Raw genomic sequence first — 26044 nt, 5'->3', positions numbered from 1 at the left:
GCCGCGTCGAGTGTTTCCCCCTCCTGCGTTTCCTGGAGCAGTGCATGCAGCAGTCCGACAGCCGCGAATGGAGCCGACTGGCCCAGACGCGGATTCCACCTCCCGACACCACCCGCCCCCTTCAGGCCCACGACCACGCCGCACTCGTGTACTGGAGCCGCGAAGAGTTCCTGCAGACCATCGTGCCCTTTCTCGCCGACGGGCTGCGCGCCGGAGACCTGGTGGTGCATGTGGCGCACGACGAGCCGATCGAGCCGGTGGTTGCCGGCCTGGAGGCGCTTGGTTTCGACACCCAGGCTGAAATCGCGCGCGGCAAACTGGCGTTGCTGACCGCATCACAAGCCTTCGCACCTCTGGGGCACTTCGATCTCGAAGGTGCAGCGGCCGGCCTGAAGGACATGATCCGCTCGGCACAGGCGGCCGGCGCCCCCCGGGTGCGTTTTTCGGTGGACCTCAGCTACATCCTCTCGAGTACGCCGGGCATCGAAGATTTCATGGTCTTCGACGCGCGCGCCAACGAGGACATATTCCCGACTTTTCCCTTCATTTGCATCTGCGCCTACGACGCCGCGCGTGGCGTGAACACGCTGGTCGAGGACATGTTCCTGACCCATCCGCTGGTGTACGTGCGGGGCATCCCGATGGCCAATCCCTACTACCAGCCGTGGCAGCAACTGCGCGGGCAGGGCGCGCTCCTGCATCGCTGGAAGAGCCGCTACAGCGCCGCCGCCGCACGTGCACGGGCCTGATGCCTCGGACGATGCGGGGGCGTCGCGCGCGGCGTCACCCGGCGGCGACGTGGTGTCGGCCTTCGAGCAGCTGCGGCGTACCCGCCAGCGGATCGACGGCATCCTGCAGGTCGTCGTGGGCGACGACGGCGTCCTGGTGCAGGACTTCACCGGCCGCATCGCCTATGCCAACGCACCGGCGGCGCTCATGCTGGGAGCCGCCTCGCCCGAAGCCTTGCTGCGCACGCCGCAGGAGGAGCTGCTCGGCGCCCTGGTGATCCGCGACGAGGCCGGCAGCGATGTCTCGGGTGAACTGCCTGGCACCGCAGTGCTGCGGGGCGGGGAGGGCGGCGAGCGCGTCCTGCGGATGTCGGCGGCGCCGGGGGGCGAGCGCTGGGTGCGCGTGCGCACCGCACCGATGCGCGACGACCGGGGCCTGGTCGCATCGGTGGTCACGGTGCTGCGCGACGAGACCGGTACGCGGCGTGCCGCCGAATTCCGGGACAACCTGCTGGGCATCGCGAGCCATGACCTGCGCGGGCCGCTGTCCGCCATCGTGATGGGAGCCAGCGCCGTGGCGCAGCGCGCGCACACCCTGGACCCCAACATCGCCAAGCTCATGGGACTGATCCAGTCGTCCGCGGAGAAGGCGGGTCGCATGGTCCATGACCTGCTCGACCTCACGCAGGCGCGGCTCGGGGGAGGCATTCCGGTGACGCGGCGCGAGTCGTCCGCCGAGCAGCTGCTCAAGGAAGTGATCGACGAGCTCGCCGCCATCCACCACGGCCGCGCCATCGTCGCACGCTGCACCACGCGCGCTCGCACCGTGTGCTGGGACCCCGACCGCGTAAGCCAGGTGATCGCGAACCTCGTGAACAACGCCATCACCTACGGCGACCCCGGCACGCCGGTGACCGTCACCGTGGCCGATGCGCAGGCGCAGGCGCAGGAGGGCCGGGCGCAGACGCAGGAGCGGGTGGCGATCAGCGTCCACAACCATGGTCCGGAGATTGCATCGAGCAATCTCGAAAGCATGTTCGAGCCCTACACGCGCGGCAGTGCCGCCGGGCGCCACCAGCGCAGCGTCGGCCTGGGCCTGTACATCGTCAAGGAAATCGTCGCCGCCCACGGCGGGGTCGTCTCCGCCACCTCGAGCCGGCAGGAGGGCACCTGCTTCACGGTGCTGCTGCCGGTGGGGTGAGTGCGCGACGTGCGCGGGCGATGCATGCGCGAGAATCGCGGGCTTTATCTGCCCCTCAGCCATGACCCTCGTGACCTTTCTTTCCCCCGACGGCAACCCGGTGTGCGATGTCGAGGTGCCGGCAGGCGAGTCGCTGATGCTGGCGGCCCTGCGGACCGACGTGCAGGGCATCGAGGCCGAATGCGGCGGCTGCGCCACCTGCGGCACCTGCCACGTGTATGTGGAGCAGGGCCTGGAGGCGCTGCCGCCACCGGCTTACGACGAAGCGGCCATGCTCGAATTCGTGGCCGACGAGCGGCGCGCCAACAGCCGCCTCAGCTGCCAGCTCCTGGGCGCCACGGATCTGCCGGCGCTCACGGTGCGACTGCCCCGGCGCCAGGTCTGATGCGCTGGCCGGCATAGCGCCGCGCGGACGTTCCATCGTCCGCGTGTGCGCGCGGGCAGGCGCCGGCCCCGCTGAGCAGGTTGTACGCGAACGGGCAGGCCTCGCCACACGATGTGCTGCGGTGCAATGCCGCGCACGCGAGCGCGCCGCCCGTACCGCCGAGCGCGCCGAAGCGTCTGTCACGGTTGCGTTTGGCCGCGGCGAACGCCGCCTTCGGAAAGCTGAAATTCCTCGGGAGGGACCACCTGCCTACACTGACCTGCGCCAAGCTCGACCGACTAAGCGGAGTGACACGCCCAGGGTCGGCCCAGATGCCTTCGCACACTACAGGAGACACATCCGATGTCGATGACCCTCAGCAGACGCCGCCTGCTCCTTGGCGCTTCCCTCCTTTCAACCATGCCTGCACTGGGATGGGCGCAATCCGACAAGTGGCCGTCCAAGCCGGTGAAGGTGGTCGTGGGATTCCCGGCAGGGCAGGCGACCGACATCATCGCCAGGACCTTCTGCGACGAACTCGGCAAGGATCTCGGGCAGAACTTCATCGTCGAGAACCGCCCCGGCGCGGGCAGCATGCTCTCGGCGCAGACGGTGATGAAGGCGCCCCCGGACGGCTATACCCTCATGTGGGGAGGCAGCGGCAATCTGGGCATCGCGCCCTACCTGTACAGCAACGCGGGGTACAAGCCCGTCTCGGACTTCGACACCATCATGGTGAGCGGCGTCGTCCCGATGCTGCTCGTGGTGAAGGCCGACTCCGAATTCAAGAGCTTCGAGCAGCTGCTCGCGGCCATCCGTTCGCGGAGGCTCAACTATGGCTCCGGCGGAAGCGGGGTGACCAACCATCTCGCGACCGAGCTGCTCAAGTTGATGGCCAACCTCAACATCGATCACGTCCCGTACAAAGGCGACGCGCCCGCCCTGCAGGACCTGATGGGTGGACAGTTCGACTTCATGTTCGCCAGCCTGCCGGCGTGCATCAACCAGATCCGCGCGGGCCGGCTGCGGGCCTTGGCGACGTCCACCGCCAGGCGGCTCGACCCGATCGAGATCCTTCGCGAGGTGCCGGCAGTCGCCGAGCACGTCCCCGGCTACGAATGCGTGGCCTGGACGGCGCTCGTCGGGCCGAAGGGGCTTCCCGAGGACGTGAAGGCCCGCCTCGCCACCGCGACGGGCAAGGTGATGCAGAACCCGGCGATCCGGTCGAAGTTCGAGCAGATGGGCAACTTCGTCGATCCCACGATGACCATGGAGCGCAGCCGCGACTGGATCAGGTCCGAAGGCGAGAAATTCAGCCGCATCATCTCCTCGGCGAAGATTTCGGTGACCTGATCGGGTCGGGCAGTGCGGCCGGGGGGCGGGGCTTTCCGGCCGCTTCGCCGCTGCCCCGCCAATCGCCCCGCGTGCGGCATGCAGCGAAGGGTACGCAGCACGCAGTACGCAGTACGCGGCACGCCAGCTGCAAGGGGACCAGCCGCGTCAGGACGCCTGGTCCGTGAAGCCCGTCAGCGGAACGCGTCCAGGCCGGTGAGCTCCCGCCCCTGGATCAGGGCCAGGATGCCCGGGGTGCCGTCGGGCATGGTCAGCGTCCGCACGTCGCGCGCGAGCTGCTCCAGCCCGAGTTCCCGGCTGAGGCCCATGGCGCCGTGCACGCGCATGGCAATGGCGATCGCCTTTTCACTGGCCTCGACGGCATAGCGCTTGGCCATGGCAGACAGGCCATTGGCCCGCTCGCCGCGATCGATCGCGGCCAGGGCGTGGTAGCACGCGAGGCGCGCGGTAACGACCAGCGTCTCGATGTCCGCCAGGTCGTTCTGGATGACCTGGAACGCTCCGATGGGCTTGCCGAACTGCTTGCGCACGCCCGCATATTCGCGCGCCATGTCCAGTGCGCGCTGGGCGAGGCCGACCGCCATCAGACCCACGGCGGGCCGGTTGGCCAGCCAGGTGATGGTCAGCAGGCGCGCGGCATCGGCGCTCTCGGGGCAGAGGTTGTGCTGCGGAACGACGCAGTTCTCGAACAGCACCTCGCCCAGCGGCGCCTGGCACAGGCCATGCATCTCGAGCTCGCGCGTCTCGAACGGCGTTTCGCTCCGATCGACCAGCACGCGGGCGGGCTTGAAGGCTCCGGCTTCGTCGGGCATGCGACAGGTCACATACATCAGGTCGCAGATCGGCGCGTTCGAGATCCACTGCTTGCGACCCTTCAGGATGACATTGCCCTTGCCGTCCGGAGTCACGGTGGTCTTGATGCCGCGCGGGTCCGATCCATGGTCGGGCTCGGTGCTGCCCGTCGCGCCGATCCTGCGCCCCGCCATCAGGTCGGGCAGGAAGCGTTCGCGCTGCTGCGGCGACCCGCCGAAGAAGATGCGGGTGGTGGTGGCTTCGTGCGGCTGCACCATCAGCATGATGGTCGGCGGAAGCTGCTCGACCATCAGTCCGTAGTCGAGCATCTTCAGGCCCGCACCGCCGCCTTCCTCGGGAATGCGTGCGGCCGTGAGCCCCAGGTCGGCGACCTTCTGCATGACGCTGAGCACCGCCTCTTTCGGCAGGGGCTTCAAGCGGTCATGCGCATCGAGCAGCGGTTGCACGAACTTCTCGTTCAGCCGCCGCGCGGCATCCACCATCATCTGCTGGTCATCACTAAGCGCGAAATCCACTGCTGCTCCTGGCTGTCTGTGAGAGGGGAGCGCGCCGCGCCACCTGCGCGCCACGCGGTGCCTTTGCTCCTGGTTGGTCTGCAATGCAGACCTGGTCATTGCGCAGGCGATGGACCGATGCTAAAAGGCGGCTTTTCGGGATGTCAAAGGGTTTTCACCCGAAAAGGGTTTGTGAAAAATGGCTTGGTCTGCATTGCAGACTGTCGTGTGCGCGGCTGACCCGCCCTAGGTCCGCGTGGCGCAACGGCAATCGGCCCAGCCGTGGCGCCGCATGGTGCAGGCGGCGTTCGGGTCAACCGAATGCGGCCTTCCAGCGATCCAGATTCACAGGGGGAGGTCCGGGTCCAAGAATCGAAGCTCACTATCCGGCAACCCGCGAGGCACCGGGCGCGAGCGCCTCGTGCGAACAGCCGGCGAGCAACCGGGAAGGCGCCCAGGCGCCCGCCCTCACGACAGCGACATTCACCATGGAAACGTTCAAGGCCTTTCGTGTCCACACCATCGACGGCAAGCCGGTCTGCAAGTTCGAGCAGCTGACGATGGAGCAGATCGACCCCGGTCCGGTGGTCATTCGCACCGCGTTCTCCGCGATCACCTACAAGGACGCGATGGCCGCGCGCGGCGTGGGAAAGAACGTGCGCACCGACCGGCCCTGCGTGACCGGGGTGGACCTGTCGGGGGTCGTCGTGACGTCCGAGGACGAGCGGTTCAAGGAAGGCGACCAGGTGGTCGTCACCAACTACCAGCTGGGCACGCAGCACGACGGTGCCTACGCCGACTACGCACGCGTGCCCGCCGAGTGGATCGTGCCGCTGCCCCCCGGGCTGTCGCTGTACGAGGCGATGGGGCTGGGCACCTCGGGGCTGACCGCCGCACTGGCGGTGGACCGCTTCGAGAAAGCCGGGCTCACACCCAGCGATGGCCCTGTCGCGGTTACCGGCGCGAGCGGCGGCGTGGGCAGCCTGGCGGTGAACATGCTGGCGGGCAAGGGCTATGAGGTGGTCGCCATCTCAGGCAAGGCCGACCAGACCGAGTTCCTCAAGGCCATCGGCGCCTCGCGGGTGCTGGCGCGCGACGAGTTCATGAAGGACAAGTCGCCGCTGGTGAGCTCGCCCCCCTTCGCCGGTGCCCTCGACAACGTCGGCGGCGCGATGCTGGACCGGCTCGCAGCCAACCTCATGCCGCACGGCAAGGTGGCCGTCGCCGGCATGGTGGGCGTCGAGATGACCACGACCGTGCTGCCGCTGGTGCTGCGTTCGATCGACATCCTCGGCATCAACGTGTCGCGCCAACTGAAGATGCCCGAGCGGCGCCGGCTCTGGGAGCGCATGGGCAGCGACCTGAAGCCGCGCGATTTCGACAAGATCTGCCGGCCCATCCCGTTCTCCGAACTCGACAACACCATGGACAGCTTCTTCAAGGTGTCTTCGGTGGGGCGCGTGGTGGTCGAGGTGGGATCCAAAGCACCCAGGTAATCCGGCCTGATGTGAAAGCGCAAGACGAGAACCAATGAAGGAGACGCAATGAACAGACGCACCGTCCTGATAGCTGCCGCGTGCGCGGCCATGTCGAGCCTGGCGCATGCGCAGGCATTTCCGGCCAAGCCGGTGACCTTCGTGGTGGGCTACCCCGCGGGCGGCTCCGTCGATGGCGTCGCGCGCTCGCTCGGAAACCGCATGGCGGAGAAGCTGGGCCAGAGCATCGTGGTGGAGAACAAGCCTGGCGCCAGCGAGACGCTCGCCGCGAGCCAGGTGGCGAAGGCCCGGCCCGACGGCTACACGCTCCTGATCTCCACCGAGGCGCCCATCACCCAGAACCAGTTTCTCTACAAGTCCCTGAACTACAACCCCGACACCGAACTGCTGCCGGTGAGCATCCTGGTGCGGGTGCCGGTGGCGCTCGCGGTGCCGACGCAGTTCCCGGCCGAGTCGTTCACCGCATTCCTCAAGGACGTCAAGGCCCGCAAGGCCGGGCAAGAGGTGAAGTTCGGATCGGCCGGCGTCGGCGGTGTGACCCACCTGCCGGCGGCCATGCTGGCCACCAAGGCCGGATTCGAGTGGGTGCACGTGCCCTACAAGGGCTCGCCGCCGCTGCTGCAGGATCTGATCGCCGGGCGGGTCGATGCGGCCTTCACCGGCTTCTCGAACGTCCTGCCCCACCACACCAGCGGCAGGCTGCGCATCATCGGCGTGGGGGCCGGCTCGCGGATCAAGTCGATTCCGAACGTGCCGACCTTCCGCGAACTCGGCCTGCAGGAGATCGGGGCCGAATACATCATCATGCTGTCCGCCCCCGCCGGCACGCCCCCCGACGTTCTCGAGAAACTCTCAGCCACGGCCAAGGCGGTCGTGCAGGAGAAGGAGTACCAGGACAAGTACCTGGAGCCGGTCGGCCTGGAGCCCATCGGATCGACAGCGGACGAAGCGGTCAAGTACATCGCCGCCGACCGGCCCCTGCAGCGAGAACGCATCAAGGTCTCGGGCGCCAAGCTCGATTGACGGGTGCCGGCACGATGAAGGGCAGGGGGCGACGCAGGTCGCCCCCTTTCACGTCTGGAGCGCCGCGCGCGCGCCGGACGCCGCGGGCAGGCGATAGCCCAGGTCCCGCGAGATGGTGTCGGCGGCCTGCTGGACGTGGGGAATCGTGGTCCGCACGACTTCCGCCGTCATGCGGTAGATCGGCATGGCCACGCCCACCGAGGCCACGACCTCGCCGGTGTGGTCGCGAATGGGGGCAGCGATGCCGCCCATCTCGGGGTGGTTCTCGCCGCGCGTCACGGCGTAGCCCTCATGGCGAACGCGGGCCAGCAGGCGGCGCAATTCGTGCACGTCGGTGACGGTGCGGGGCGTGCGCTGCTCCAGCGGTTCCGACAGCACGCGCTCGGTCGCAACGGCGTGATGCGCCAGGAGCGAACGGCCGGTGGCCGTGCACCACGACGGGCTCAGCTTGCCCAGGCGCGTCTGCGCCGCGATCGATTTGGGGCTGACGACCTTGGCGACGTAGACGATCTCTGCGGACGGCTCGAGCACCGCCAGGTGCACCGTTTCGCCCGACTCGGAACGCAGCCGGTCGAGGGTGGGCCGCGCCAGGTGCACGAGGTCGAAATCGCGCAGGGCACTGGAGCCGATCCACCAGGCCTTCAGCGTGAGCGCGTAGGTGCCCGAGGCGCGCGAGTAGGTGGCGAAACCCGTGTTCACGAGTGTCGAAACCATCCGGTGCACGGTCCCCTTGGGCCTGCCCGTCGCCTGCACCAGCCGTGCGAGCGTCATGGGCCCTTCGGCACGCCCCAGCGCCTCGAGTACCTCGAGGGTTCCTGCGGCGGCAGCGATGACCTGGTTTCTGGTGAGTGCGGCCATGGTCGGCAGTGTAGGGCGAGGGTGCGTTTCTATAATCCTGCGCAGGATGCAACCTCTACGCTGAAGGATCCCGGTTTGCACTTCGACCTCGCAGATCTCCGGCTGTTCCTTCACCTCGCCGAGCGCAAGAACCTCACCCGCGGCGCCAGCGCAGCGTCGCTGTCACCGGCCGCGGCCAGCAGCCGCCTGAAGGCGCTGGAAAACCAGCTCAACGCCCGCCTCTTCTACCGCGACAGCCGCGGCCTCGCGCTGACCCATGCGGGCGAGATGCTGCAGCGCCACGCGCGGGCCATCCTGCGGCAGGTCGAGCACGTGCGCAACGATTTCATGGCGCTGTCCAGCGACAGCGTCGGCCACTTCCGGATCTTCGCGAACACCACCCCCATCACGGAGACCCTGCCTCCGGTTCTCGCCGCCTTCATGAAGGATCGGCCGAGCGTCACGGTGGACATCCAGGAGCGCAACACGCGCGAGGTCGTGCGCGGGGTCCTCGACAGTGCGGCGGACATCGGCGTGCTGTCCGTCCCCGGCCCGTTCGATGCGGGGGACCTCCAGAGCCGCTTGTTCACCACCGACCGGCTGGTGCTGGTGGTGCCGAAAGGACATCCGCTCGGCGAGCGCGGCACCCTGAGCTTCGAGGAGTGCCTCAATGTTCCGCATGTCGGTTTCCGCGAGAGCACGCTGCAAAGCTACATCACGGAGCAGGCGAGTCTCCTGAACCGCAAGCTGACCATGAAGGTCCTGATGAGCAGCTACGAGACGATGTGCAGCATGATCGCCGTCGGCATCGGCATCGGCGTGGGCGTGCTGCCCGAGAGCTGTGTCACGCGCTACATCCGTGCCGGCATGCCGTTGCAGGTGGTGCAGCTCTCGGACGCGTGGTCTTTGCGCGAGCGGCACATCATCTACCGCGACCTCGACGCGCTCCCGCTCTGCGCACGGGCCTTCGTCGATACGCTCGTGGGCATGCAGGCTTCTGCGCAGAGCAATGGCGCGCCGCCTCGGCCCCCAACCGCGAGCGAGGCGCCCGAAGGCGGGGTCGCCCCCCTGCCTACACACACCGCCGGCTAACGCGCCTGGGCCCATTGGGCCAGCACGTCGTCGAGAGACATCTTGCGCGACTCGACGGCCACCGCGGGGCGCTCGCCGTCGAAGCGCGGTGCCGACGCCGGTACATGCCCGCCGCCCCAGGCCACGAACGTTCCGCGGGCCGCCAGGTGCGCGTCGTGGGGCGCTTCCACGAGCGACAGCACCGGCGAGACGCAGGCGTCGCTGCCCTCGAAGTGTCGGGCCCATTCGTCGCGGCTGCGTCCCGCGAAAACCTCCTCGAAACGCTGCCGGATCGCCGGCCAGTTCTGCGGATCCGCGCGGTCGGGCACGCTGCCCGCAAGCCCGAGCCGTTCGAGCAGTTCGGCATAGAACTGCGGCTCGAGCGCGCCCACCGCGACGAATTTTCCGTCGGCGGTGCGGTAGGTGTCGTACCACGGCACGCCGCCGTCCAGCGGGTTGCTGGCGCGCTGGTCCGTCCACTGGCCCATCAGCAGGCGGCTGTAGATCATGGCCATCAAAGTGGCGCTGCCATCGACCATGGCGGCGTCCACCACATGGCCGCGTCCGCCGGCGCGCACCTGCCACAGCGCCGCGAGCAGCCCGATCACCAGGAAGGCCGCGCCGCCACCGAAATCGCCGATCACGTTCAGCGGCGGCACGGGCTTGTCCTTGCCGCCGATGGCGTGCAGCGCGCCGGACAGCGCGATGTAGTTGATGTCGTGGCCGGCCTGCTGCGCCATCGGGCCGTCCTGTCCCCAGCCGGTCATGCGGCCGTAGACCAGCTTGGGGTTCAGTGCGAGCGCCGCGTCGGGGCCGAGCCCCAGGCGCTCCATGACGCCGGGGCGAAGCCCTTCGAGCAGCACGTCGGCCTGGGCGATGAGCCGGCCGGCCGCCTCGCGCCCCTCGGGCGACTTGAGGTCGAGTTCCACCTGCAGGCGCCCACGACGCACGGCGCCGAGCGTGTCGCGCTCCGCTGCGCTGTTCGGTCGCTCGATGCGGACCACGCTCGCGCCGAGGTCGGCCAGCAGCATGCCCGTCCAGGGGACCGGGCCGATGGCGGCGAACTCCACCACCCGCAGGCCGCGGAGGATGCCGGTCACCGGAGCGCCTTCTGCGGGTCGCAGGAAATCACGCCTTCGGCCTGGAGGGCGTCGAGTTCGCTGTCGGTCAGGCCGGCGAGTTCGCGCAGCACCTCGCGGGTGTCCTGGCCCAGCCGGTGGCCCGACCAGCGTATGCGCCCGGGCGTGGCCGAGAGCTTGGGAACGACGCCGGCGAGCGTGACCGAGCCGAGGTCGTCGTCGGGCGTCGGCACCAGCATGTCGCGCTCCTTGAAGTGCGGGTCCTGGAAGATGTCGGCGACGGTGTAGATGGTGGTGGCGGGCACCTCGGCCGCCTCGAGCTTCGCCTTCAGCTCGGCCGCGTCGTGCGCCATCGTCCAGTCGGTGATCATGCGCTCGAGTTCCGCCTCGTTCTGGTTGCGCGGCGCCTGCAGGGCGAACCTGGGATCGGTCCCGAGCTCGGGTCGGCCCATGGCGGTGGTCAGGCGCCGGAACACGGCGTCGGCCAGTGCGGCGATGTGGATCCAGGTTCCGTCGCGCGTGGGAAAGAGGGTATTCGGCGCGCTGTTGGCAAGCTTGGGGCCCGAGCGCATCCCGATCTCCCCGGTCTTCTCGAACGCCGGCACGTGCGCTTCCATGAAGCTGAACGCCGATTCGAGCAGGCTGGCATCGACGTACTGGCCCTTGCCGGTGCGCTCGCGGGCCAGCACCGCCATCACGGTGCCCAGCGCCGCATACAGCCCGGTGATGTAGTCGGTGAGGGGCATCGCCACGCGCGAGGGCGGCCGGTCGGCGTCGCCGATGAGGTGGCGCAGCCCGCTCATGGCTTCTCCGATCACGCCGTACCCCGGCCGGGCGCTGTAAGGGCCGGTCTGCCCGAAGCCGCTGACGCGGGTCAGCACCAGCTCGGGCCGCAAGCGCGTCAAGGTCTCGTACGACAGCCCCCACTTCTCCAGCGTGCCCGGGCGAAAGTTCTCCACGACGATGTCGAAGCCGGGGATGAGCTGGGTGAGGATTTCGCGGCCCTTGGGGGTGCGCAGGTTCAGCGAAATGATCCTCTTGTTGCGCAGGATGGAGGCCGCGTAGAGGGACTTGCCTTGCACCGTGTGGCCCAGCTCGCGGATGGTGTCGCCCTCCTGTGCCTCGACCTTGATGACTTCCGCGCCGAAATCGGCGAGCAGTCGCGCGCAGAACGGGCCCGCCGCGGTAGAGCCCAGCTCCAGGACGCGGTAGCCCGTCAGCGGCCCGCTCGGCGCTGACGGGGTGGAGGTTGCGTGCGTGTTCATTCGGGATTCACTTCCTGTCATTGCGGGGAAATTCTGTCAGGGCACGCGCGCGAGATGAATCCGCATTCTCGGAACGCGCCCTTCGGCTCTGCCGAACGTCGTGCGCAGCTGCGCATTCCGCTGGGGCTAACGCTCTCTTCGGATTTGCGGAATTCCACGCGCGAAAGGCCGCACCTACACTGAGCCGCGGCAAGCCCCACGTCGCCCGCAGCACCCGGATGGGGAAGCCTGCGGCCAACCGCTTCGAGGTCCTCATGGTTGAACTCTCCCCCGAACAGCGCGCACTGCAGCAACGTGCCCGCGAACTCGCCCAGACCCACTTCGCCGGCAAGGCCGCAGAGATCGACCGGACGGAGGAGTACCCCTGGGACCAGGTCGCTTTGCTGCGCGACGCCGGCTTCATGACCATGACCCTGCCCAGGCACATGGGCGGCATGGGGCTGTCGTATTTCGACGCCGTGCTGGTCATCGAGGAGGTCTCCAAGGCCTGCGCGACCATGGGTCGCATCACGGTCGATGCCAGCATGGGCTGCGTCGGCGCCATAGGCAAGTACGGCACCAAAGAGCAGTTCCAGCTGGCGGCCGACCTGCTGAAATCCGGCGACAAGCCGGCGCTGTGCATCACCGAGCCGGAGACGGGCAGCGCCGCCACCGCCATGGCCACGCGGGCCGACCGCAAGGGCGACCACTACGTGCTCAACGGAGAGAAGTACTGGATCACCGGCGGCGGCGTGTCCCGGCTGCACCTGGTGTTCGCCCGCGTATTCGACGACGGCGTCGAGCAGGGGATCGGCGGCTTCATCGTCGTGCGCGACGGCAGCAAGCCCGACGGCTTCGTGGTGGGCGAGCGCATCTACGCGATGGGCGTGCGCGGCATCCCCGAGACGCACCTCCACTTCAGGGACCTGCAGGTGCACAAGTCGATGCTGCTGATGCCGCCGGAGGGCCTCAAGCGCGGGTTCGCTTCGCTGATGGCGGCCTACAACGCGCAGCGCGTCGGCGCGGGCACCGTCGCGCTGGGCATTGCGCAGGGCGCCTTCGAAGAGGCGATCGCCCGCGTCAAGTCGCGCGAACAGTTCGGCCGGCCGATCGCGGAGTTCCAGGGGCTGCAATGGATGCTGGCGGACATGTCCGTGCAGATCGAGGCGGCACGCCTGCTGCTGTGGCGCGCGGCGCTCAGCGGCGGCGAGTTTCCCGACATGGACAAAGCCGCGCAGGCGAAGATCTTCACCGCGGAGATGGCGTTCAAGGTGGCCAGCGACGCGCTGCAGATGTTCGGCTCGAGCGGCTATGGCCGCAACCTTCCGATGGAGCGCCACGTGCGCGACGCCCGCATGTTCACTATCGCCGGTGGCACCGCGCAGATCCTGCGCACGCAGGTGGCGAGCGCCATCCTGGGCATGAAGCTGCCGCAGACGCGCACCGGCTACGCCGAGCTCGCGCAGCGCAGCCCCGCGTGATGCACGGCACAGGGGCCGCCATGAAAGCGATCGTTTGCGAGGCCTATGCGCCGCTGGAAGCGCTGCGGTGGCAGGACACGGAACTCCCGGCAGTCGGGCGCGGCGAGGTGCGGCTGCGCGTGTGCGCGGCCGGCGTCAACTTCGCCGACACCTTGAAGGTGCAGGGCAAGCACCAGACCAGGCCGCCCCTTCCGTGGACGCCCGGGGCCGAGGTCGCCGGGGTGGTGGAGCAGGTGGGCGAGGGCGTCGGGCAGCTGCGCGAGGGCGACCACGTGCTCGGCGTGCCGGACGACCGCGCGGGCGGCTTCGCCGAGGCCATCGTGCTGGATGCCGAACGCGTGCTGCGCATTCCGGACGGAACGTCGATGGTGCATGCGGCGGCGCTTCCCGCGGCCTATGGAACCGCGCTGTACGCGCTCAAGCAGCGCGGACGGCTGATGGCGGGCGAGCGGGTGCTGGTGCTCGGCGCGGCCGGCGGCGTGGGGCTTGCAGCAGTGCAGATCGCCGTCGCGATGGGCGCAGACGTCATCGCGGGGGCGAGCACGCAGGACAAGCGCGACCTCGCGCTGCGGCACGGTGCGTCCGCCAGCATCGACTACACGCAGGCGGGCTGGCGCCAGCGGGTGCTGGAGCTCGCCGGCCCGGGGGGCATCCAGGCGGTGTTCGATCCGGTCGGCGGCGACGTGTTCGACGAAGCCGTGCGCACCGTGGGCTGGGACGGACGCTACCTGGTGGTGGGCTTCGCGGCCGGGCGCATTCCGGAGCTCAGGATGAACCATCCGCTGGTCAAGGGCTACGACGTGGTGGGCATCCGCTACGACGTGTGGCGCGACCGGTTCTGGCCGCAGGCGCGCGCCAACCTCGAGCAGATCCTGGCGTGGTGCGCCGAAGGAAAGGTGCGGCCGGTGGTGGCACGCACCGAACCGCTGTCGCGGGCCGTGCAGGCCATGCGCGCGCTTGCAGATCGGCAGGTCGTCGGGAAGGTGGTCTTGACTGCGCCAGCCGACGCCGGCGCTGAGGCTGCTCCTTCCGGCGCGCCCGATGCGTGACCGGAAGGCATGCCGCAGCGCCCGGGCAAGCGCCCGGGCCGCGCGGCTGCGGTGCGCACCGGGGTCTTGCCGCCTCGTTCGCGGAGAGCGAAGCTTGTCGATCGCCGCAGGTGCGTGCCCTGACGCGCGCATGCCGAGTCAATCGTCATCAAGGAGAACACCATGAAGGCCTATCTCATCGACAAGGACGCCGCCAGCGGCAAGGCCCGCGGCCGCTGGGCCGAGCTCGACCCGCAGCAGCTGGACGCCGGAGAACTCACGCTGCGCGTGCTCTATTCGAGCGTCAACTACAAGGACGCGCTCGCGGCAACCGGCGCCGGCAAAATCATCCGGCGCTTTCCCTGCGTGGGCGGCATCGACATGGTGGGCGAGGTGACCGAGAGCCTCGATCCGACGTTCAAGCCGGGAGACAAGGTCATCGCGACCAGCTTCGACATCGGCGTGGCGCACCACGGCGGCTACGCCGAGCAGGCGCGCGTGCCGGCCGCATGGGCCGTGCCGCTGCCGCCCGGGATGACGCCCTTCGAAGCCATGGCGCTGGGAACGGCCGGATTCACCGCGGGGCTCGCCGTCGTCCGCATGGAAGACAACGGCCTCACGCCGGGCAAGGGCCCCGTGGTGGTGTCCGGCGCCACCGGCGGCGTGGGCAGCCTGGCGATCAACATGCTCTCGCGGCTGGGGTACGAGGTCGTGGCACTGACGCGCAAGAGCCAGGAGGCGGACTACCTCAAGAGGCTGGGCGCTGCGCGCATCCAGCCCCTGGACGAGCTGAAGCTGGACCAGACGCGGCCGATGGAGGCCGGGCAATGGGCAGGCGCGGTCGATAACGTCGGAGGCGCCGTGCTGCACTGGATGCTCGCGACGATGCACCAGGCCGGCTGCGTGGCGAGCATCGGCAACGCCGCCAGCGTGGAGCTGCACACCAGCGTGTTCCCCTTCATCCTGCGCGGCGTGAGCCTGCTGGGCATCGACTCGGGCTACATGGGATTTCCCACGCGCGCCAAGGTCTGGCAGCGGCTCGGCACCGATCTCAAGCCGACCTGCCTCGAGCAGGTCACCCGCACGGTCGATTTCGCCGACCTGCCGCCGGTCTTCGACGACCTGATCGCCGGCCGCGGGAAGGGGCGGTGCGTCGTGCGCATCGGCGGTTGATGGGGGAGGCACCGCGTGGGGGCCGCACACGCATGGTCGGCGTTGCAGCGGGTGCCGAGGGTGTTGACGCCCGCGCCCCCGCCATGAACATGCACGCCGGCGCCCCACCTCCCACACCCGCGGCGACGGTCGTGGTCGTGCGCGATGGCGCGGGTTCGCTGGAGGTCCTGATGCTGTGCCGCCAGGTGGGGCTCGCGGTCCACGGCGGCGCCTACGTGTTCCCCGGCGGCAAGGTCGAGAGCGGCGACGCGCTGCTGGAGGAAGCGTTGTGCCACGAGCGCCCCCGTGCGTTGCGCGACGCCCTTGGCGAGCCGGAGCTCTCGGAGGACGAGGCGGTGGCGCTGTACGTGGCGGCAGTGCGCGAGACCTACGAAGACGCCGGGATCCTGCTTGCCGAGAGCGCGTCGTGCGAGGGGGCTTGCGCCGTCGCGGTGGAACGCGCAGAGCCCTTCGCGGACATCGTGCGCCGCTACGACCTGCGGCTGTCGACACTGGTGCCCTGGTCGCGCTGGATCACGCCGGCCGCGTCGTTCACCTCGAGCCGTCGCTTCGACACGCGGTTCTTCGTGTGCGCCGCACCCGAGGGCCAACTGGCTCGCCATGACGTGGGCGAATCGAGCGAGGCGGTGTGGCTCACCCCGCAGGAGGCCCTGAGGCGCTTCGCGTGCGGTGAGATCAAGCTGTTGCCGCCGCAGTTCATGACCTTGACCCACATCGCCACGTTCATGGACGTGGCGTCCGTCATTGCAGCGGCGCACGGCAGACGCCCGTATGTCGTGCGGCCGGTGCCGCTGGGCGAGGGCGATCACAGGATGGTGGTGTACCCCGGCGACGAACTCCACCCGCAGCGAGAGCGGGTGATGCCGGGGCCCACGCGGCTGTTCTTCGTGGACGGGCGCTACGCGCCGGCGGTGCCGCGGCCGGGCTGAGGCGGCTGGGCGTTCGTCGGCGTTTCGCCGGTCCCTCAACCTTTCGGAAGGTTGCGAATAGTGGCCGCGGCCACGAAGTTGGCCGCGATCACATGGGCCATTGCGACAACCAGTTGGGCGCGGGTGTCGCCGCTCACGTTACGGAACCGCTCCTTGACGAGGCGCTCTGCCTCGGCCAACTGCGCTTCAGAGCTTTCGATGGCGCTTTCAAGCAATCTCTGGGCCGTGCCGCCAAACTCATCAGGATGTGTGGACATGAAGCTTCTCCGAGCGAAAGCCGGTAGACCCGAGTAGGCGACACGGCGTTCCCGGCGGCGCAAGACGCCCGGTGAGAGCAAGAACCCGGATCAGATAGTCAATGGCCGGCGACATGCCTGCAGCGTGCGGTGCGTGACCTGTGCAACGAGGTCCCTTAGCTCGGCCTGTGTCATCGGCACACAGCCGCCGCCGCTGATGCACGCTTCTGCGTAGCCCGGCTTCATCTGCAACCAGTCGGGGTACTCGGAAGTGTTGGCTTCGGTGCTTGAGTACCCGCCGAAGGCGGACAACAGGAGGACGACGAGGACAGCGAGAAGTGGTCTCATGGAAATCCTTTGGCTCAGTACGGAACATCGCCAGACGGCTTGGCTGGCGGCGCCTCCGACCCTCCCACGAGGCCGGGACGAACTGGCGTCGGAGAAGCCCGCCGAATTCGGTGCGGCTGCACGCCATGTCGCTTCCGTTACGGGATGCTGCGCTTCCCGTCGTCGATCCTGCCGCGGCTTGGCGCCTGTACGCCGCGCCAAAAAAGGGGGGCGAGCTGCAGCTCGCCCCCTCAAGTGAATCGCTCACCCGGACGTCTTGCGACGTGCGAGCGGGATCAGTTGATGCGGATGCCGGCGCCCCGGATCACGCCGCGCCATTTCTCTGCTTCGGTGGTGACGAAGCTCTGCAGGGCATCCGGCGTCGAGCCGACGGCTTCCATGCCTTTGGCCGCGGTGCTCTTCTTGAAGGACTCTTCCGCCAGCACGGCGTTGATCATTCCGTTGAGCTTGTCGATCTGCTCGCGCTTCATTCCTTTGGGGGCGACCAGCGAAATCCAGGTCATGGCTTCGTAGTCGGGATACCCTGCCTCGGCCACGGTGGGAACGTTCGGCAGTGCGGAAGGCCGCTTGCTTCCCGTGGTGGCCAGCGCGACGATCCGTCCCGAGTTGATCAGCGGCAGGGAGGCCGTGAGGTCCAGGAATCCGACCTGCACCCGTCCGCCTGCGATGTCCTGCAGGGCGCCTGGCGTGCCGGTGTACGGAATGTTCAGCATGAAGATGCCGGCCTTCTGCTTGAACAGCTCGCCCGCGAGGTGGTGGCTGGTGCCGACGCCGTTGGTGGCATAGGACAGCTCGCCGGGCTTTGCCTTCGCCCGCTGGACCAGTTCCTTGATGGATGTCAGCCCCGACTCGCGGCTGGCAACGATCGCCACGGGCGCCTGCGCCAGCATCGAGATGCCGGTCAGGTCCGTTTCCGGGCGATACCCCAGGTTGGGGTAGAGCTCCGGGTTGATCACCATCGCGCCGGTGACACCCACCAGGATGGTGTAGCCGTCGTTGGGGGACTTGACGACGTAGCCCGTGGCCAGGTTGCCGCCGGCACCCGGCTTGTTCTCGATCAGGAAGGTGCCGTTGCCCTTGGCCTGGAGCCTCTCGGCAAGCTCCCGGGTGACTGCGTCGGCCGAGCCGCCCGGCGGGAAGGGCAGGACGAACCTGACCGGCTTGTCGGGATAGTCCTGGGCGGCAGCGAGCGTCGTCATCAACGCGCCGAGACTGATCGCGACGACGGATCGGATGGCTGATCTGAACATATGTCTCCTTGGGATTGGATTGGTTGGTCGGGTGACGGGGAAGCAAACCTCGAGCTCACGAGAGCACGTGGTCCTCAGGTTTGAACTCGGATGTGAGGTTCCAGTATTCCAGCATGCCGAACGGCCAGGTCTGTGCGGCGCGCCCGCTCTTGTTCTTGTACCAGCTGGTCGTCTTGGCAACGGCCCATGCCTTCGTTTCGTTGCCCTGGTCGATGTAGGCGTTGTAGCGGACATAGGGCTCCGGCCGGCAATCGACCGCCTTGAACCCGTGGCTCAGCACGTGGCGCAGCGCGCGCATCGTGTACTCCACCTGGTACTCGGCCGAGCAGATGGCGCTGCCGTTGACTACCACGCCGGTGTTCGGGCCGCTGGTCATGAACAGGTTGGGGAACCCGGGCACCGAAATGCCGAGGTACGCGCGGCAATCCCCCTCCCAGTACGCGTGCAGGTCCTGCGAGCCGCGGCCGGTCACCTTCAAGGGGTAGAGGAAATCGGCCGCCTTGAACCCGGTGGCGCAGATGACCATGTCCACCGGATAGGACTTGCCGTCCTTGGTGTGGATGGCGTCCTCCGTCAGGTGCGAGATCTCCTGCGTGACGAGGCCGACCTGTTCGGCCTTGAGCATCTCGGGCCAGGTGCCGTTGTCCCGCAGCATGCGCTTGGCTCCCGGGGGATAGTTCGGGATCACGTGCTGCAGCAGGTCCGGGCGATCGACGTACTGTTTCTGCAGCTCGACCAGGCACTCCTGGCGCAGCGCCTCGTTGCCTGCGCTGATCGACACCTCGTGCTTCCAGGCCGGATCCACTTCCACCAGGTGCAGACGGCCTTCCACCCCGATCCAGAACTGCCAGAAGCGAACCCAGCGGCCGTAGTAGGGGACGTGCTTCAGCAGCCACTGCATTCCCGGCTTGAGGTCGTCGTGGTAGGTGGGCGTCGGCAGCATCCAGGCGGGGTTGCGCTGGAACACGTACAACTGCTTCACCCGGGAATAGATCTCGGGACCGATCTGGAACGCGCTGGCGCCCGTTCCGATCAGCGCGACGCGCTTGCCACGGACGTCCACATCCTTGCGCCACGCGGCGGAGTGGACGATCTCGCCCTTGAAGGAAGCGATTCTCGGGAAGTCGGGGATATGGGGCCGGTTCAGGAGTCCCATGGCGGTGATGACGAAGTTGAAGTGCTCGACGTGCGCGCTGCCGTCGGAAGCACGGGCCGTCACCTTCCAGGACGATCGCGCCTCGTCGAACTCCAGCTTTTCGACTTCGGTGTTCAGGCGCATGTGCTCACGGATGCCGGCGCGACGGGACACGTCGAGGAGATAGCGCAGGATCTCGGGCTGCTGCGAGAACTGCTGGGTCCAGTCCTGCTTCTGCGCGAACGAGAGGCTGTAGGCGAAGTTGGGCGTGTCCAGGCGGCACCCCGGGTAGGTGTTCTCCCACCAGACGCCGCCGATCTCGCTGTTCTTCTCGAACAGCGTGAAATCGAGGCCGGCCTGCTTGAGCCGATACGCCGCGGCCAGGCCCGCGAAGCCCGAACCGATCACCGCCACCTTCACGCCTGCTGCGTGGGGAAAGTCGCGCACGTGCCATCCGGGGGCGCCCCGGTCGTCCGGAACGTTGACCTCGTGGCGCAGCAGGTCCATCAGCTCGTCATGGCCGGGGCGGATCAGGAACTTCACGATCCGGTCGAGCCATTCCTGCGGGGGTGTGGGAGCGGCGGGACAGCCCGCGTCGCGATAACGGATCAAGGCCTGTGTCGCCAATGCGCGGCCCCTGGCCTGTGCTTGCGCGGACATGCCGCCTTGCGGCGCGATGCGGGCGGTCATCGACGGAGACGGCGGCTTGAGCTCGTCCGCGAGCAGCGCCGGATCCTGGGTCAGCATCGCCAGGGTCGCCAGGAGCGCGGGAAGGTCGGCATCGCGCACGGCGGCTTCGATCTCGGCGTCGGAGGCGACGAGCGGCTGCACGCGGTCGAACGCAGCAAGGGTTTCGTCTTCGGACATCGTGGGCAGGTCTCCTGCTTTCAGTCGCATGGGATTGTCTCGGCTGGGGCGTTTAACAAAGGAAGAGGGTGAACGGACTCACGCGAAGACGTGGACCTGCGGGCTCGGCGCCCACTGCAGGGGCTTGCCACGCACGAAGTCGAGCCAGGCACCCTGCATGTCGTGCGTGAGGCGGCGGGCATCGGCGGGGTCGATCCCCGCGAACATCGGGGCCGACGTGAATGCATCGACCGTGCCGAAAACGAAGGGCAGTTCCGCGCAATGGCAGGCGCCCAGCGGCAGCCCCGGTGGGCCGTCGAATCGGTAGAGCCAGGCCGAGCGGCCGGCGTGCGCCGCCTGCGCTGCCCACTGGCGCGCCGGCGCCGCAAAGCGCTGCTCCGTCTGCTCGTCGCTCGCCGGTGTGCCGGGCGGCGTGAAGGCGCGCATCTCGTCGTGGTTCCAGCCTGCGAGGACATCGACCCGGGTTGCCGCCGCGGACGCCAGGGGTGTGGGAAACCGCGCCACCGTCTGGCCATCCAGCACCGGGCCAAAGAGGCCGTGACCATCGGCCTGCGCGCGCACCGCGGCAGTGACCTCCGGGGCCGATTGGGCGCGCAGCAGCGCCTGCACCGGCAGGGCGCGCGCCTGCTCGAGATCGGGCGCGCCTGCGGCGTGCAGCAGCGTCTTGCCGATCGACAGCGCGGCGGCGGCCGAGCGGAAGCTGCGGCCCAGCGGCGCGCTCTGGAGAATCGCGCGCTGGAACAGCAGCGGGTCCCCGTCCATCAGCAAGGCCGCGATGTTGACGCCGCCCGCGGACTGCCCCATCGCCGTGACCTGTGCAGGATCGCCGCCGAAGGCCGCGATGTGCTGCGAAACCCACTGGAAGGCGAGCTTCAGATCGAGCAGGCCGACGTTGGCCACGCCGCCCTCGGCCAGCAGCCAGCCCAGGGGACCCTGGCGGGCGTTCACCGCCACGACGACCACGTTGCCGCGGCGCGCCAGCGCTTCACCGTCGTACCAGTCCAGCACGCCGCCGTTCTGCCAGGCGCCCCCGTGGCACCACACGACGACGGGGCGCTGCTCCGCATCCGCGCCAGGAGTCCAGACGGTCAGGTGCAGGCAGTCCTCGGACTGCGGCGCCTCGCAGGGGCCCATCACGTGGGAAAGCTGTGAAGGCAGCTGGGGCGCGATGGGGCCGATGCCGGTCGCGTCCACCCCGCCTTGCAAAGGCGCCGGCACGGGCGGCGCAAACCGCAGTTGGCCAACCGGCGCACGTGCGTAGCGGAGCCCGCCGAACCGTGCCACGCCCGGACGCTGGATCCCGGTCAAGGTGGCCGGGCCAAGCTGCAGCTTCACGATTTCACGCATGCGGACGTGCCGGGGCTGCGGCGTAGAACTGCTGAGCGGAGCGAGCGGTTGTGTGGTTCACGGGAGGGGCAGGGGCGCCAACGAATGAGGAACCAACCTATTGAAGTCGAGAACCGTTCATTCGTAAATCGACAAATATTCAACCATCCATAAAATGACCTGATGAATAAAGACCGCGTGACCGGGCTGACCTTGAAGCAGTTGCGCGCCTTCGTGGCGGTCTACAAGCTGCGGCGCCTCAGCGCGGCGGCAGCCCAGCTCTACGTCACGCAGTCCGCGGTGAGCATGTTGATCCGCCAGCTGGAAGAGGAGCTCGGCGTGCGCATGTTCGACCGCACGACGCGCTCGCTGCAGCCCACCCCGGCAGCCAACGACATCATCGAGATCGCGCAGCGCGTACTGCGCGACATCGACTCCCTGAGCGCCGGCATCGACGACGTGTCGGCGCTGCGCCGCGGACGCGTCATCGTGGCCTGCACGCCGACCCTGGCCGAAGTCCTGTTGCCGCCGGTGATCCGCGAGTTCAGCCAGCTGCATCCGCACATCTACGTCAACGTCGACGACAGCGCGCCCGATCAGTTCGTCGCGCGCCTGATCGGCGAGCACGCGGATTTCGGCATCGGCACGCCCGACCGGGCGGAGGAGGGCGTGCGTACGGAGCGCCTCGTCGGCGATCACCTGAGCGTGGTCTGCCGCGCGGACTCCCCGATGGCTGCGCGCAAGTCGGTGCGCTGGAAGGATCTGGACGGCGTTGCCGTGATCACCGTGCGGCCGGGCTTCGGCGTGCGGCCGCTGATCGACCAGTCCGCTGCGCGGGCGGGAATCCGGCTCAACGTGGCACGGGAGGTGTCCTTGCTCTCCACGGCCCTGTGGATGACGTCGTGCGGCATGGGGCCCTCGCTCATGCCCGCGGCCTACGTGCGCTACTCCCGCGACCCGGACCTGGTGACGCGCCCCTTGATCGGGCCGCGCGTGTCGCGCGACATCTACGTGCTGGTCAAGGAAGGGCGCTCGCTGTCGCCGGCGGCGCAGCAATTCGTCGATGTGCTGCATGCGCACGTGGGCACGCTGTCCCGCACGGGGAACGGCTGAGCCCGCGACTCGCCTCGCCGATGACGGCGTGCAGGTGCCGCGTTCCAGGGTGTCCGGATCGGCCCCTACTCGGAAACCAGCGTTGACATCGCGCGCGACCCGACTAGTATGGTTTCATCTGAAACTTACGTCTGTCCGTGGTTCTTCGCGGCATAGGAAGGGTCTCCGCCATGGCTTTCACTCCCCGTGTTCAGGATGGCATCCTTCGCCGGCGCGAGCAGGTTCCCATCTACGACACGCTCGATCCTGCCCGCACGGCCCTGGTGGTCGTGGATATGCAGAACGCGTTCTGCAAGCCGGGCGGAATCCTGTCCGTCGATTCTGCGAGGTCGATCGTTCCGAACATCAACACGCTGGCCGCGAGCCTGCGCCGCGCGGGCGGGTCGGTGTTCTGGATCCAGATGAAGATCGCGTCCAAGGCGCATTGGCCGGTCTATCTGGGAGACCTCGTTTCCCGGCCGGACGCCGTCGAGGCCATCCTGGCAGACCTCTCGCCCACGGGCGAGGGAACCGAGCTGTGGCCGGAACTGCAGGTCGATCCAGCCGATACGGTGCTGCCGAAGGATCGGTTCAGCGCCTTCCTGTCGAAAGCCTGCACGCTGATGGAGCATCTGGACCGCAAGGGGATCGACACCGTCATCATCGCCGGCACGCTGACCAACATCTGCTGCGAGAGTTCGGCCCGCGACGCTGCGATGCACGACTACAAGGTGGTTTTTCCGTCTGACGCCAATGCCGCCCGCTACGAGGACGTGCACGAACGCTCGCTCGAGACCATCGCGCAGTGTTTCGGCGACGTGCGGACCACCGAGGACATCGTCGCAATGATCGACCGCGGCCGGTGAGATGCCAGCCATGGCTGCCCTGCGCCCCGACGAATGGAACGTCACCCATCAGCTTCTCTATCACCTGAGCTTCACCAGTGAGCTCATCGGGATCCAGGAAGAGGTCATGCTGCAGCGTGAATGCGCCCTGACGCTGTCGGAGTGGCGGATCATGAGTGTCATCGCGTCCTTCACGCCCATCGCATCGAAGGACATCACGAAGGTCACGACGCTGAACAAGGTTGCGGTAAGTCGCTCACTGGCGAAGCTGGTGGGCGAGGGTCTGGTCGAGCGGACGGTGTCCGACGGCGACAGCCGCATGCAGTACCTCGCGCTGTCCCGCGCGGGCAAGCAGCGCTTCCGCAAGGCGCAGGGCCATTTCCTGCGGTGGTCGGAGTCGCTGTTCGGCGCCTTGAGTCCTGCGGAGACGAAGGCCCTGAAGCTGTCCCTCACGAAGGTTCGCCGGCGTCTTGCAGAGATCACGGACGAGGAGCGGGCCCTCAGCGAAGAGTTCATTTTCGGCGCAAGCCCCTAGCGCGCCTTTCTTCAAACCCCAGGAGTTCTTCATGCGCATATCCGTCGCAACTCGTGCGGCTGCAGCCGCGGCCTTCATCGCAGTGTCTCCTGCACAGGCGCAGACCGTTCTGACCGTCTCCAGCTGGGTGCCCGCCAGCGTGCCGCTGAGCCTCGTCCAGAAGGAGTGGTGCGACCTGCTGGAAAAGAACACGGGCTCGAAGATGCGCTGCAATCATCTGCCGCGCGCCGTCGCCAACCCCCCGGGCACATACGACGCGATCAAGTCGGGGCTCGCCGACATCTCCTTCGCAGTTCCCGGGTACACCCCCGGCCGCTTCGTGCTGCCCCAGATTGCGGAGTTCCCGTTCCTCGGCGATTCGGCCGAAGCGATCTCCGCAGCATTCAGCCGTGTTGCGGCCAGGTACCCGCAGTTCTCGAAGGAGATGGACGAGGTGCATGTGCTCGCGTACTTCACGGATGCGCCCGGCATGCTGCTCAACACCAAGCGCCCGGTGACCAAGCTGGAGGATCTGCAGGGCCTGAAGTGGCGCATCACCGGCGGCATCGTCGGTGAGATGTCGCAGGCCCTGGGCATGAACGGGACGCTCAAGCCTGCGACCGATACCTATGAGCTGCTGTCGAGCGGCATCATGGATGGCACGCTCTTCCCCGCAGATGCCATCGAGCCGTGGAAGCTCGAGAAGCTGATCAAGCACGCCACGGTGATTCCCGGCGGGCTCTACAACACGGGCTTCGTGTTCATCATGAACAAGGCGCGCTACGACAAGCTGGCGCCCGAGGAGAAGAAGGCGATCGACGCCATCTCGGGCGAAGTTGCCGCGCGGATGTTCGGTCGTGGCTGGGACAAGGCCGACCGCCGCGGCTACGCGCTCATGCAGGCGAACGACGTGAAGATCGTCAAGGCCGATCCGAAGTTCGTGGCGGACATCAAGGCGCGCGTCGCTCCCGTGGAGAACGCGTGGGTGGAGCGGGCCAAGGCCAAGGGCCTGCCCGACCCCGCCAAGGTGCTGCAGGAGTTCCGCACGGAGATCACCAAAGCCGCAAAGTAGGCGATTCAAGCGCCTGCAGGGGCAGACGCTCTGCCGCGATCGGCGGCGATCTTTTCGATGTCGGTTGACTGCTCGGCTCGCCAGGTGCGGCGGCTTCATCGATTCGCGCCGTTCGCGCCGTTCGCGCCGTCGAACAGGCGAACAGGCGAACAGGCGAACAGGCGAACTGCGTCGGCGCCGTGATCGCGCCGGATCGCACGCCCTCGCAGGGCCGCTCAGGCGTGCAGCGCCATCACCTTCTGCACCTGCGGCTGCGCATTCATCCGCTGCAGCAGGGCCGCGACCTTGGGAAACTGCGCCACGTCGATATCGTTCGCGTACAGCCAGCGCGCCACGGTGAACAGGTAGATGTCGCTCGTGCTGAAGCGCTCGCCCAGCACCCAGGGACCCTGGAGGTAGCTGCCCTCGATGAGCGAGAAGTTCTCCGTGAGGTTCTGCGCCACCTTCCGTTTCATCGACTCCCACGCCGCCTCGTCGTCTGCCCAGCGCGCGCCGCGGCCCTTGTGCGCGTGGTTCACATGCACCGTGGAACAGAGGTAGGCGTTGATCTCGTTCATTTTCGCCAGCAGGAAATGGTCCTCGAGCGGTGCGAGCGCAGCCCGCGGGTATTCCTGCGCCACGTACAGCAGCAGCGCCGGCGTTTCGGTGAGCACGCCCCGCTCGGTGACGAGCGCCGGTACGCGCCCCTTGGGGTTGATGGCCAGATAAGCCGGGTCTCGCTGTTGCTGTCTCTGGAAATCGATCAGCTCCGCTTCATAGGGCGCCTGGGCCCACTCCAGGGCAAGGTGCACGGCGAGTGCGCAGGTGTTCTTGGCGTAGTAGAGCTTGAGCATGGGTTCGTCGGGGTGGGTTGAGCACTTCCCAGCGCACGCCGGGTCCGTCGCCTTCTTGGCAGCAGCCGGGGTCCGCAGCGTGGGGGCGTGCGGCCATTGTGCGGGAGGCCCGGAGCCGGCGAACACGGCGCGCGTATTGCATGCCTGTTGCTTCGCCGCAGACGCGGGCGCTATCCGCGAAGCCCCGCAGCCCGTCCGGTTGCAACGCCGCC

General features: G+C 68.1%; 25 protein-coding genes. 15 read left to right on the top strand and 10 right to left on the bottom strand.

The features are described 5' to 3' along the window. Window positions 1-44 precede the first annotated feature (44 nt). The 4 genes from WG922_RS05875 (at window position 45) to WG922_RS05860 (ending at window position 3646) form a co-directional block, all read left to right on the top strand. A complete protein-coding gene (locus WG922_RS05875) occupies window positions 45-749 on the top strand; it encodes an MEDS domain-containing protein (protein WP_340281340.1) in 705 nt (234 codons plus the stop codon). Further along, a complete protein-coding gene (locus tag WG922_RS05870; protein WP_340281339.1) occupies window positions 736-1929 on the top strand; it encodes a PAS domain-containing sensor histidine kinase in 1194 nt (397 codons plus the stop codon). Before WG922_RS05875 ends, WG922_RS05870 begins: the two co-directional genes overlap by 14 nt. A 61-nt stretch (window positions 1930-1990) precedes the next feature. After that, window positions 1991-2314, top strand: coding sequence for a 2Fe-2S iron-sulfur cluster-binding protein (locus WG922_RS05865; RefSeq protein ID WP_340281338.1), 324 nt, complete (start codon window positions 1991-1993; stop codon window positions 2312-2314). Between the two features lie 399 nt (window positions 2315-2713). Then, complete coding sequence (locus tag WG922_RS05860) at window positions 2714-3646, top strand: Bug family tripartite tricarboxylate transporter substrate binding protein (RefSeq protein WP_340281337.1); 933 nt, start codon at window positions 2714-2716, stop codon at window positions 3644-3646. A 173-nt stretch (window positions 3647-3819) separates the two neighbouring features. Here the strand turns inward: WG922_RS05860 and WG922_RS05855 are convergent, their stop codons facing one another. Further along, entirely contained in the window at window positions 3820-4974 is a 1155-nt protein-coding gene (locus tag WG922_RS05855; RefSeq protein ID WP_340281336.1) for an acyl-CoA dehydrogenase family protein, read from the bottom strand. A 467-nt stretch (window positions 4975-5441) separates the two neighbouring features. Between WG922_RS05855 and WG922_RS05850 the strand changes: the two genes are divergently transcribed. Next, on the top strand, window positions 5442-6449 hold the full coding sequence (locus WG922_RS05850) for an acrylyl-CoA reductase family protein (RefSeq protein WP_340281335.1): 1008 nt from the start codon (window positions 5442-5444) through the stop codon (window positions 6447-6449). 48 nt (window positions 6450-6497) lie between these two features. After that, window positions 6498-7472, top strand: a complete 975-nt coding sequence (locus WG922_RS05845; protein ID WP_340281334.1) for a Bug family tripartite tricarboxylate transporter substrate binding protein — start codon at window positions 6498-6500, stop codon at window positions 7470-7472. A gap of 48 nt (window positions 7473-7520) precedes the next feature. Here WG922_RS05845 and WG922_RS05840 read toward each other — a convergent pair whose 3' ends face one another. After that, on the bottom strand, window positions 7521-8330 hold the full coding sequence (locus tag WG922_RS05840) for an IclR family transcriptional regulator (protein ID WP_340281333.1): 810 nt from the start codon (window positions 8328-8330) through the stop codon (window positions 7521-7523). A gap of 75 nt (window positions 8331-8405) precedes the next feature. Between WG922_RS05840 and WG922_RS05835 the strand changes: the two genes are divergently transcribed. Continuing rightward, window positions 8406-9401 carry a LysR substrate-binding domain-containing protein gene (locus WG922_RS05835; RefSeq protein ID WP_340281332.1) on the top strand — a complete coding sequence of 332 codons (996 nt, stop codon included), beginning with the start codon at window positions 8406-8408 and terminating at the stop codon, window positions 9399-9401. Here WG922_RS05835 and WG922_RS05830 read toward each other — a convergent pair. Both WG922_RS05830 and WG922_RS05825 read right to left on the bottom strand, forming a co-directional pair. Further along, complete coding sequence (locus WG922_RS05830) at window positions 9398-10480, bottom strand: CaiB/BaiF CoA transferase family protein (RefSeq protein WP_340281330.1); 1083 nt, start codon at window positions 10478-10480, stop codon at window positions 9398-9400. The two genes, WG922_RS05835 and WG922_RS05830, sit on opposite strands and share 4 nt — an antisense overlap. Beyond that, window positions 10477-11724 (bottom strand): CaiB/BaiF CoA transferase family protein, encoded by a 1248-nt coding sequence (locus WG922_RS05825; RefSeq protein WP_340281328.1) that lies wholly within the window; start codon window positions 11722-11724, stop codon window positions 10477-10479. Before WG922_RS05825 ends, WG922_RS05830 begins: the two co-directional genes overlap by 4 nt. A gap of 254 nt (window positions 11725-11978) precedes the next feature. Here WG922_RS05825 and acdA point away from each other — a divergent pair, with 254 nt between their 5' ends. The 4 genes from acdA to WG922_RS05805 all read left to right on the top strand — a co-directional run bounded on the left by acdA (window position 11979) and on the right by WG922_RS05805 (window position 16314). Then, the gene (gene acdA, locus WG922_RS05820; RefSeq protein WP_340281327.1) at window positions 11979-13184 is read left to right on the top strand and encodes a 3-sulfinopropanoyl-CoA desulfinase; all 1206 of its coding nucleotides are present in this window, start codon (window positions 11979-11981) and stop codon (window positions 13182-13184) included. Window positions 13185-13204: 20 nt separating this feature from the next. Further along, window positions 13205-14233 carry an NADPH:quinone oxidoreductase family protein gene (locus tag WG922_RS05815; RefSeq protein WP_340281326.1) on the top strand — a complete coding sequence of 343 codons (1029 nt, stop codon included), beginning with the start codon at window positions 13205-13207 and terminating at the stop codon, window positions 14231-14233. Between the two features lie 162 nt (window positions 14234-14395). Next, window positions 14396-15385 (top strand): oxidoreductase, encoded by a 990-nt coding sequence (locus WG922_RS05810; protein WP_340281325.1) that lies wholly within the window; start codon window positions 14396-14398, stop codon window positions 15383-15385. Window positions 15386-15468: 83 nt separating this feature from the next. Beyond that, a complete protein-coding gene (locus WG922_RS05805; RefSeq protein ID WP_340281324.1) occupies window positions 15469-16314 on the top strand; it encodes an NUDIX hydrolase in 846 nt (281 codons plus the stop codon). Between the two features lie 35 nt (window positions 16315-16349). Here WG922_RS05805 and WG922_RS05800 read toward each other — a convergent pair whose 3' ends face one another. The 5 genes from WG922_RS05800 to WG922_RS05780 form a co-directional block, all read right to left on the bottom strand. Next, window positions 16350-16571 carry a hypothetical protein gene (locus WG922_RS05800; protein WP_340281323.1) on the bottom strand — a complete coding sequence of 74 codons (222 nt, stop codon included), beginning with the start codon at window positions 16569-16571 and terminating at the stop codon, window positions 16350-16352. A 90-nt stretch (window positions 16572-16661) separates the two neighbouring features. Continuing rightward, a complete protein-coding gene (locus tag WG922_RS05795; RefSeq protein ID WP_340281322.1) occupies window positions 16662-16898 on the bottom strand; it encodes a hypothetical protein in 237 nt (78 codons plus the stop codon). 275 nt (window positions 16899-17173) lie between these two features. After that, on the bottom strand, window positions 17174-18148 hold the full coding sequence (locus tag WG922_RS05790) for a Bug family tripartite tricarboxylate transporter substrate binding protein (protein WP_340281321.1): 975 nt from the start codon (window positions 18146-18148) through the stop codon (window positions 17174-17176). A 55-nt stretch (window positions 18149-18203) separates the two neighbouring features. Then, entirely contained in the window at window positions 18204-20180 is a 1977-nt protein-coding gene (locus WG922_RS05785) for a flavin-containing monooxygenase (RefSeq protein ID WP_340281320.1), read from the bottom strand. Between the two features lie 48 nt (window positions 20181-20228). Then, the gene (locus tag WG922_RS05780; RefSeq protein WP_340281319.1) at window positions 20229-21497 is read right to left on the bottom strand and encodes a carboxylesterase family protein; all 1269 of its coding nucleotides are present in this window, start codon (window positions 21495-21497) and stop codon (window positions 20229-20231) included. A 162-nt stretch (window positions 21498-21659) separates the two neighbouring features. On the opposite strand from WG922_RS05780, the gene WG922_RS05775 reads away from it, so the two are divergent. The 4 genes from WG922_RS05775 to WG922_RS05760 all read left to right on the top strand — a co-directional run bounded on the left by WG922_RS05775 (window position 21660) and on the right by WG922_RS05760 (window position 24999). Further along, on the top strand, window positions 21660-22589 hold the full coding sequence (locus WG922_RS05775; protein WP_340281317.1) for a LysR family transcriptional regulator: 930 nt from the start codon (window positions 21660-21662) through the stop codon (window positions 22587-22589). Between the two features lie 170 nt (window positions 22590-22759). Continuing rightward, a complete protein-coding gene (locus WG922_RS05770; protein ID WP_340281316.1) occupies window positions 22760-23434 on the top strand; it encodes an isochorismatase family cysteine hydrolase in 675 nt (224 codons plus the stop codon). A gap of 10 nt (window positions 23435-23444) precedes the next feature. After that, complete coding sequence (locus WG922_RS05765) at window positions 23445-23948, top strand: MarR family winged helix-turn-helix transcriptional regulator (RefSeq protein WP_340281315.1); 504 nt, start codon at window positions 23445-23447, stop codon at window positions 23946-23948. 31 nt (window positions 23949-23979) lie between these two features. Beyond that, on the top strand, window positions 23980-24999 hold the full coding sequence (locus WG922_RS05760; protein WP_340281314.1) for a TRAP transporter substrate-binding protein: 1020 nt from the start codon (window positions 23980-23982) through the stop codon (window positions 24997-24999). A gap of 215 nt (window positions 25000-25214) precedes the next feature. Here the strand turns inward: WG922_RS05760 and WG922_RS05755 are convergent, their stop codons facing one another. Further along, on the bottom strand, window positions 25215-25832 hold the full coding sequence (locus WG922_RS05755; RefSeq protein ID WP_340281313.1) for a glutathione S-transferase family protein: 618 nt from the start codon (window positions 25830-25832) through the stop codon (window positions 25215-25217). Window positions 25833-26044 lie beyond the last annotated feature (212 nt).

Source organism: Ramlibacter sp. AN1015, assembly GCF_037726105.1.
In the GTDB taxonomy this organism is placed as follows: Bacteria; Pseudomonadota; Gammaproteobacteria; order Burkholderiales; family Burkholderiaceae_C; genus Ramlibacter.
This window is presented reverse-complemented; position numbering and strand designations above follow the sequence as displayed.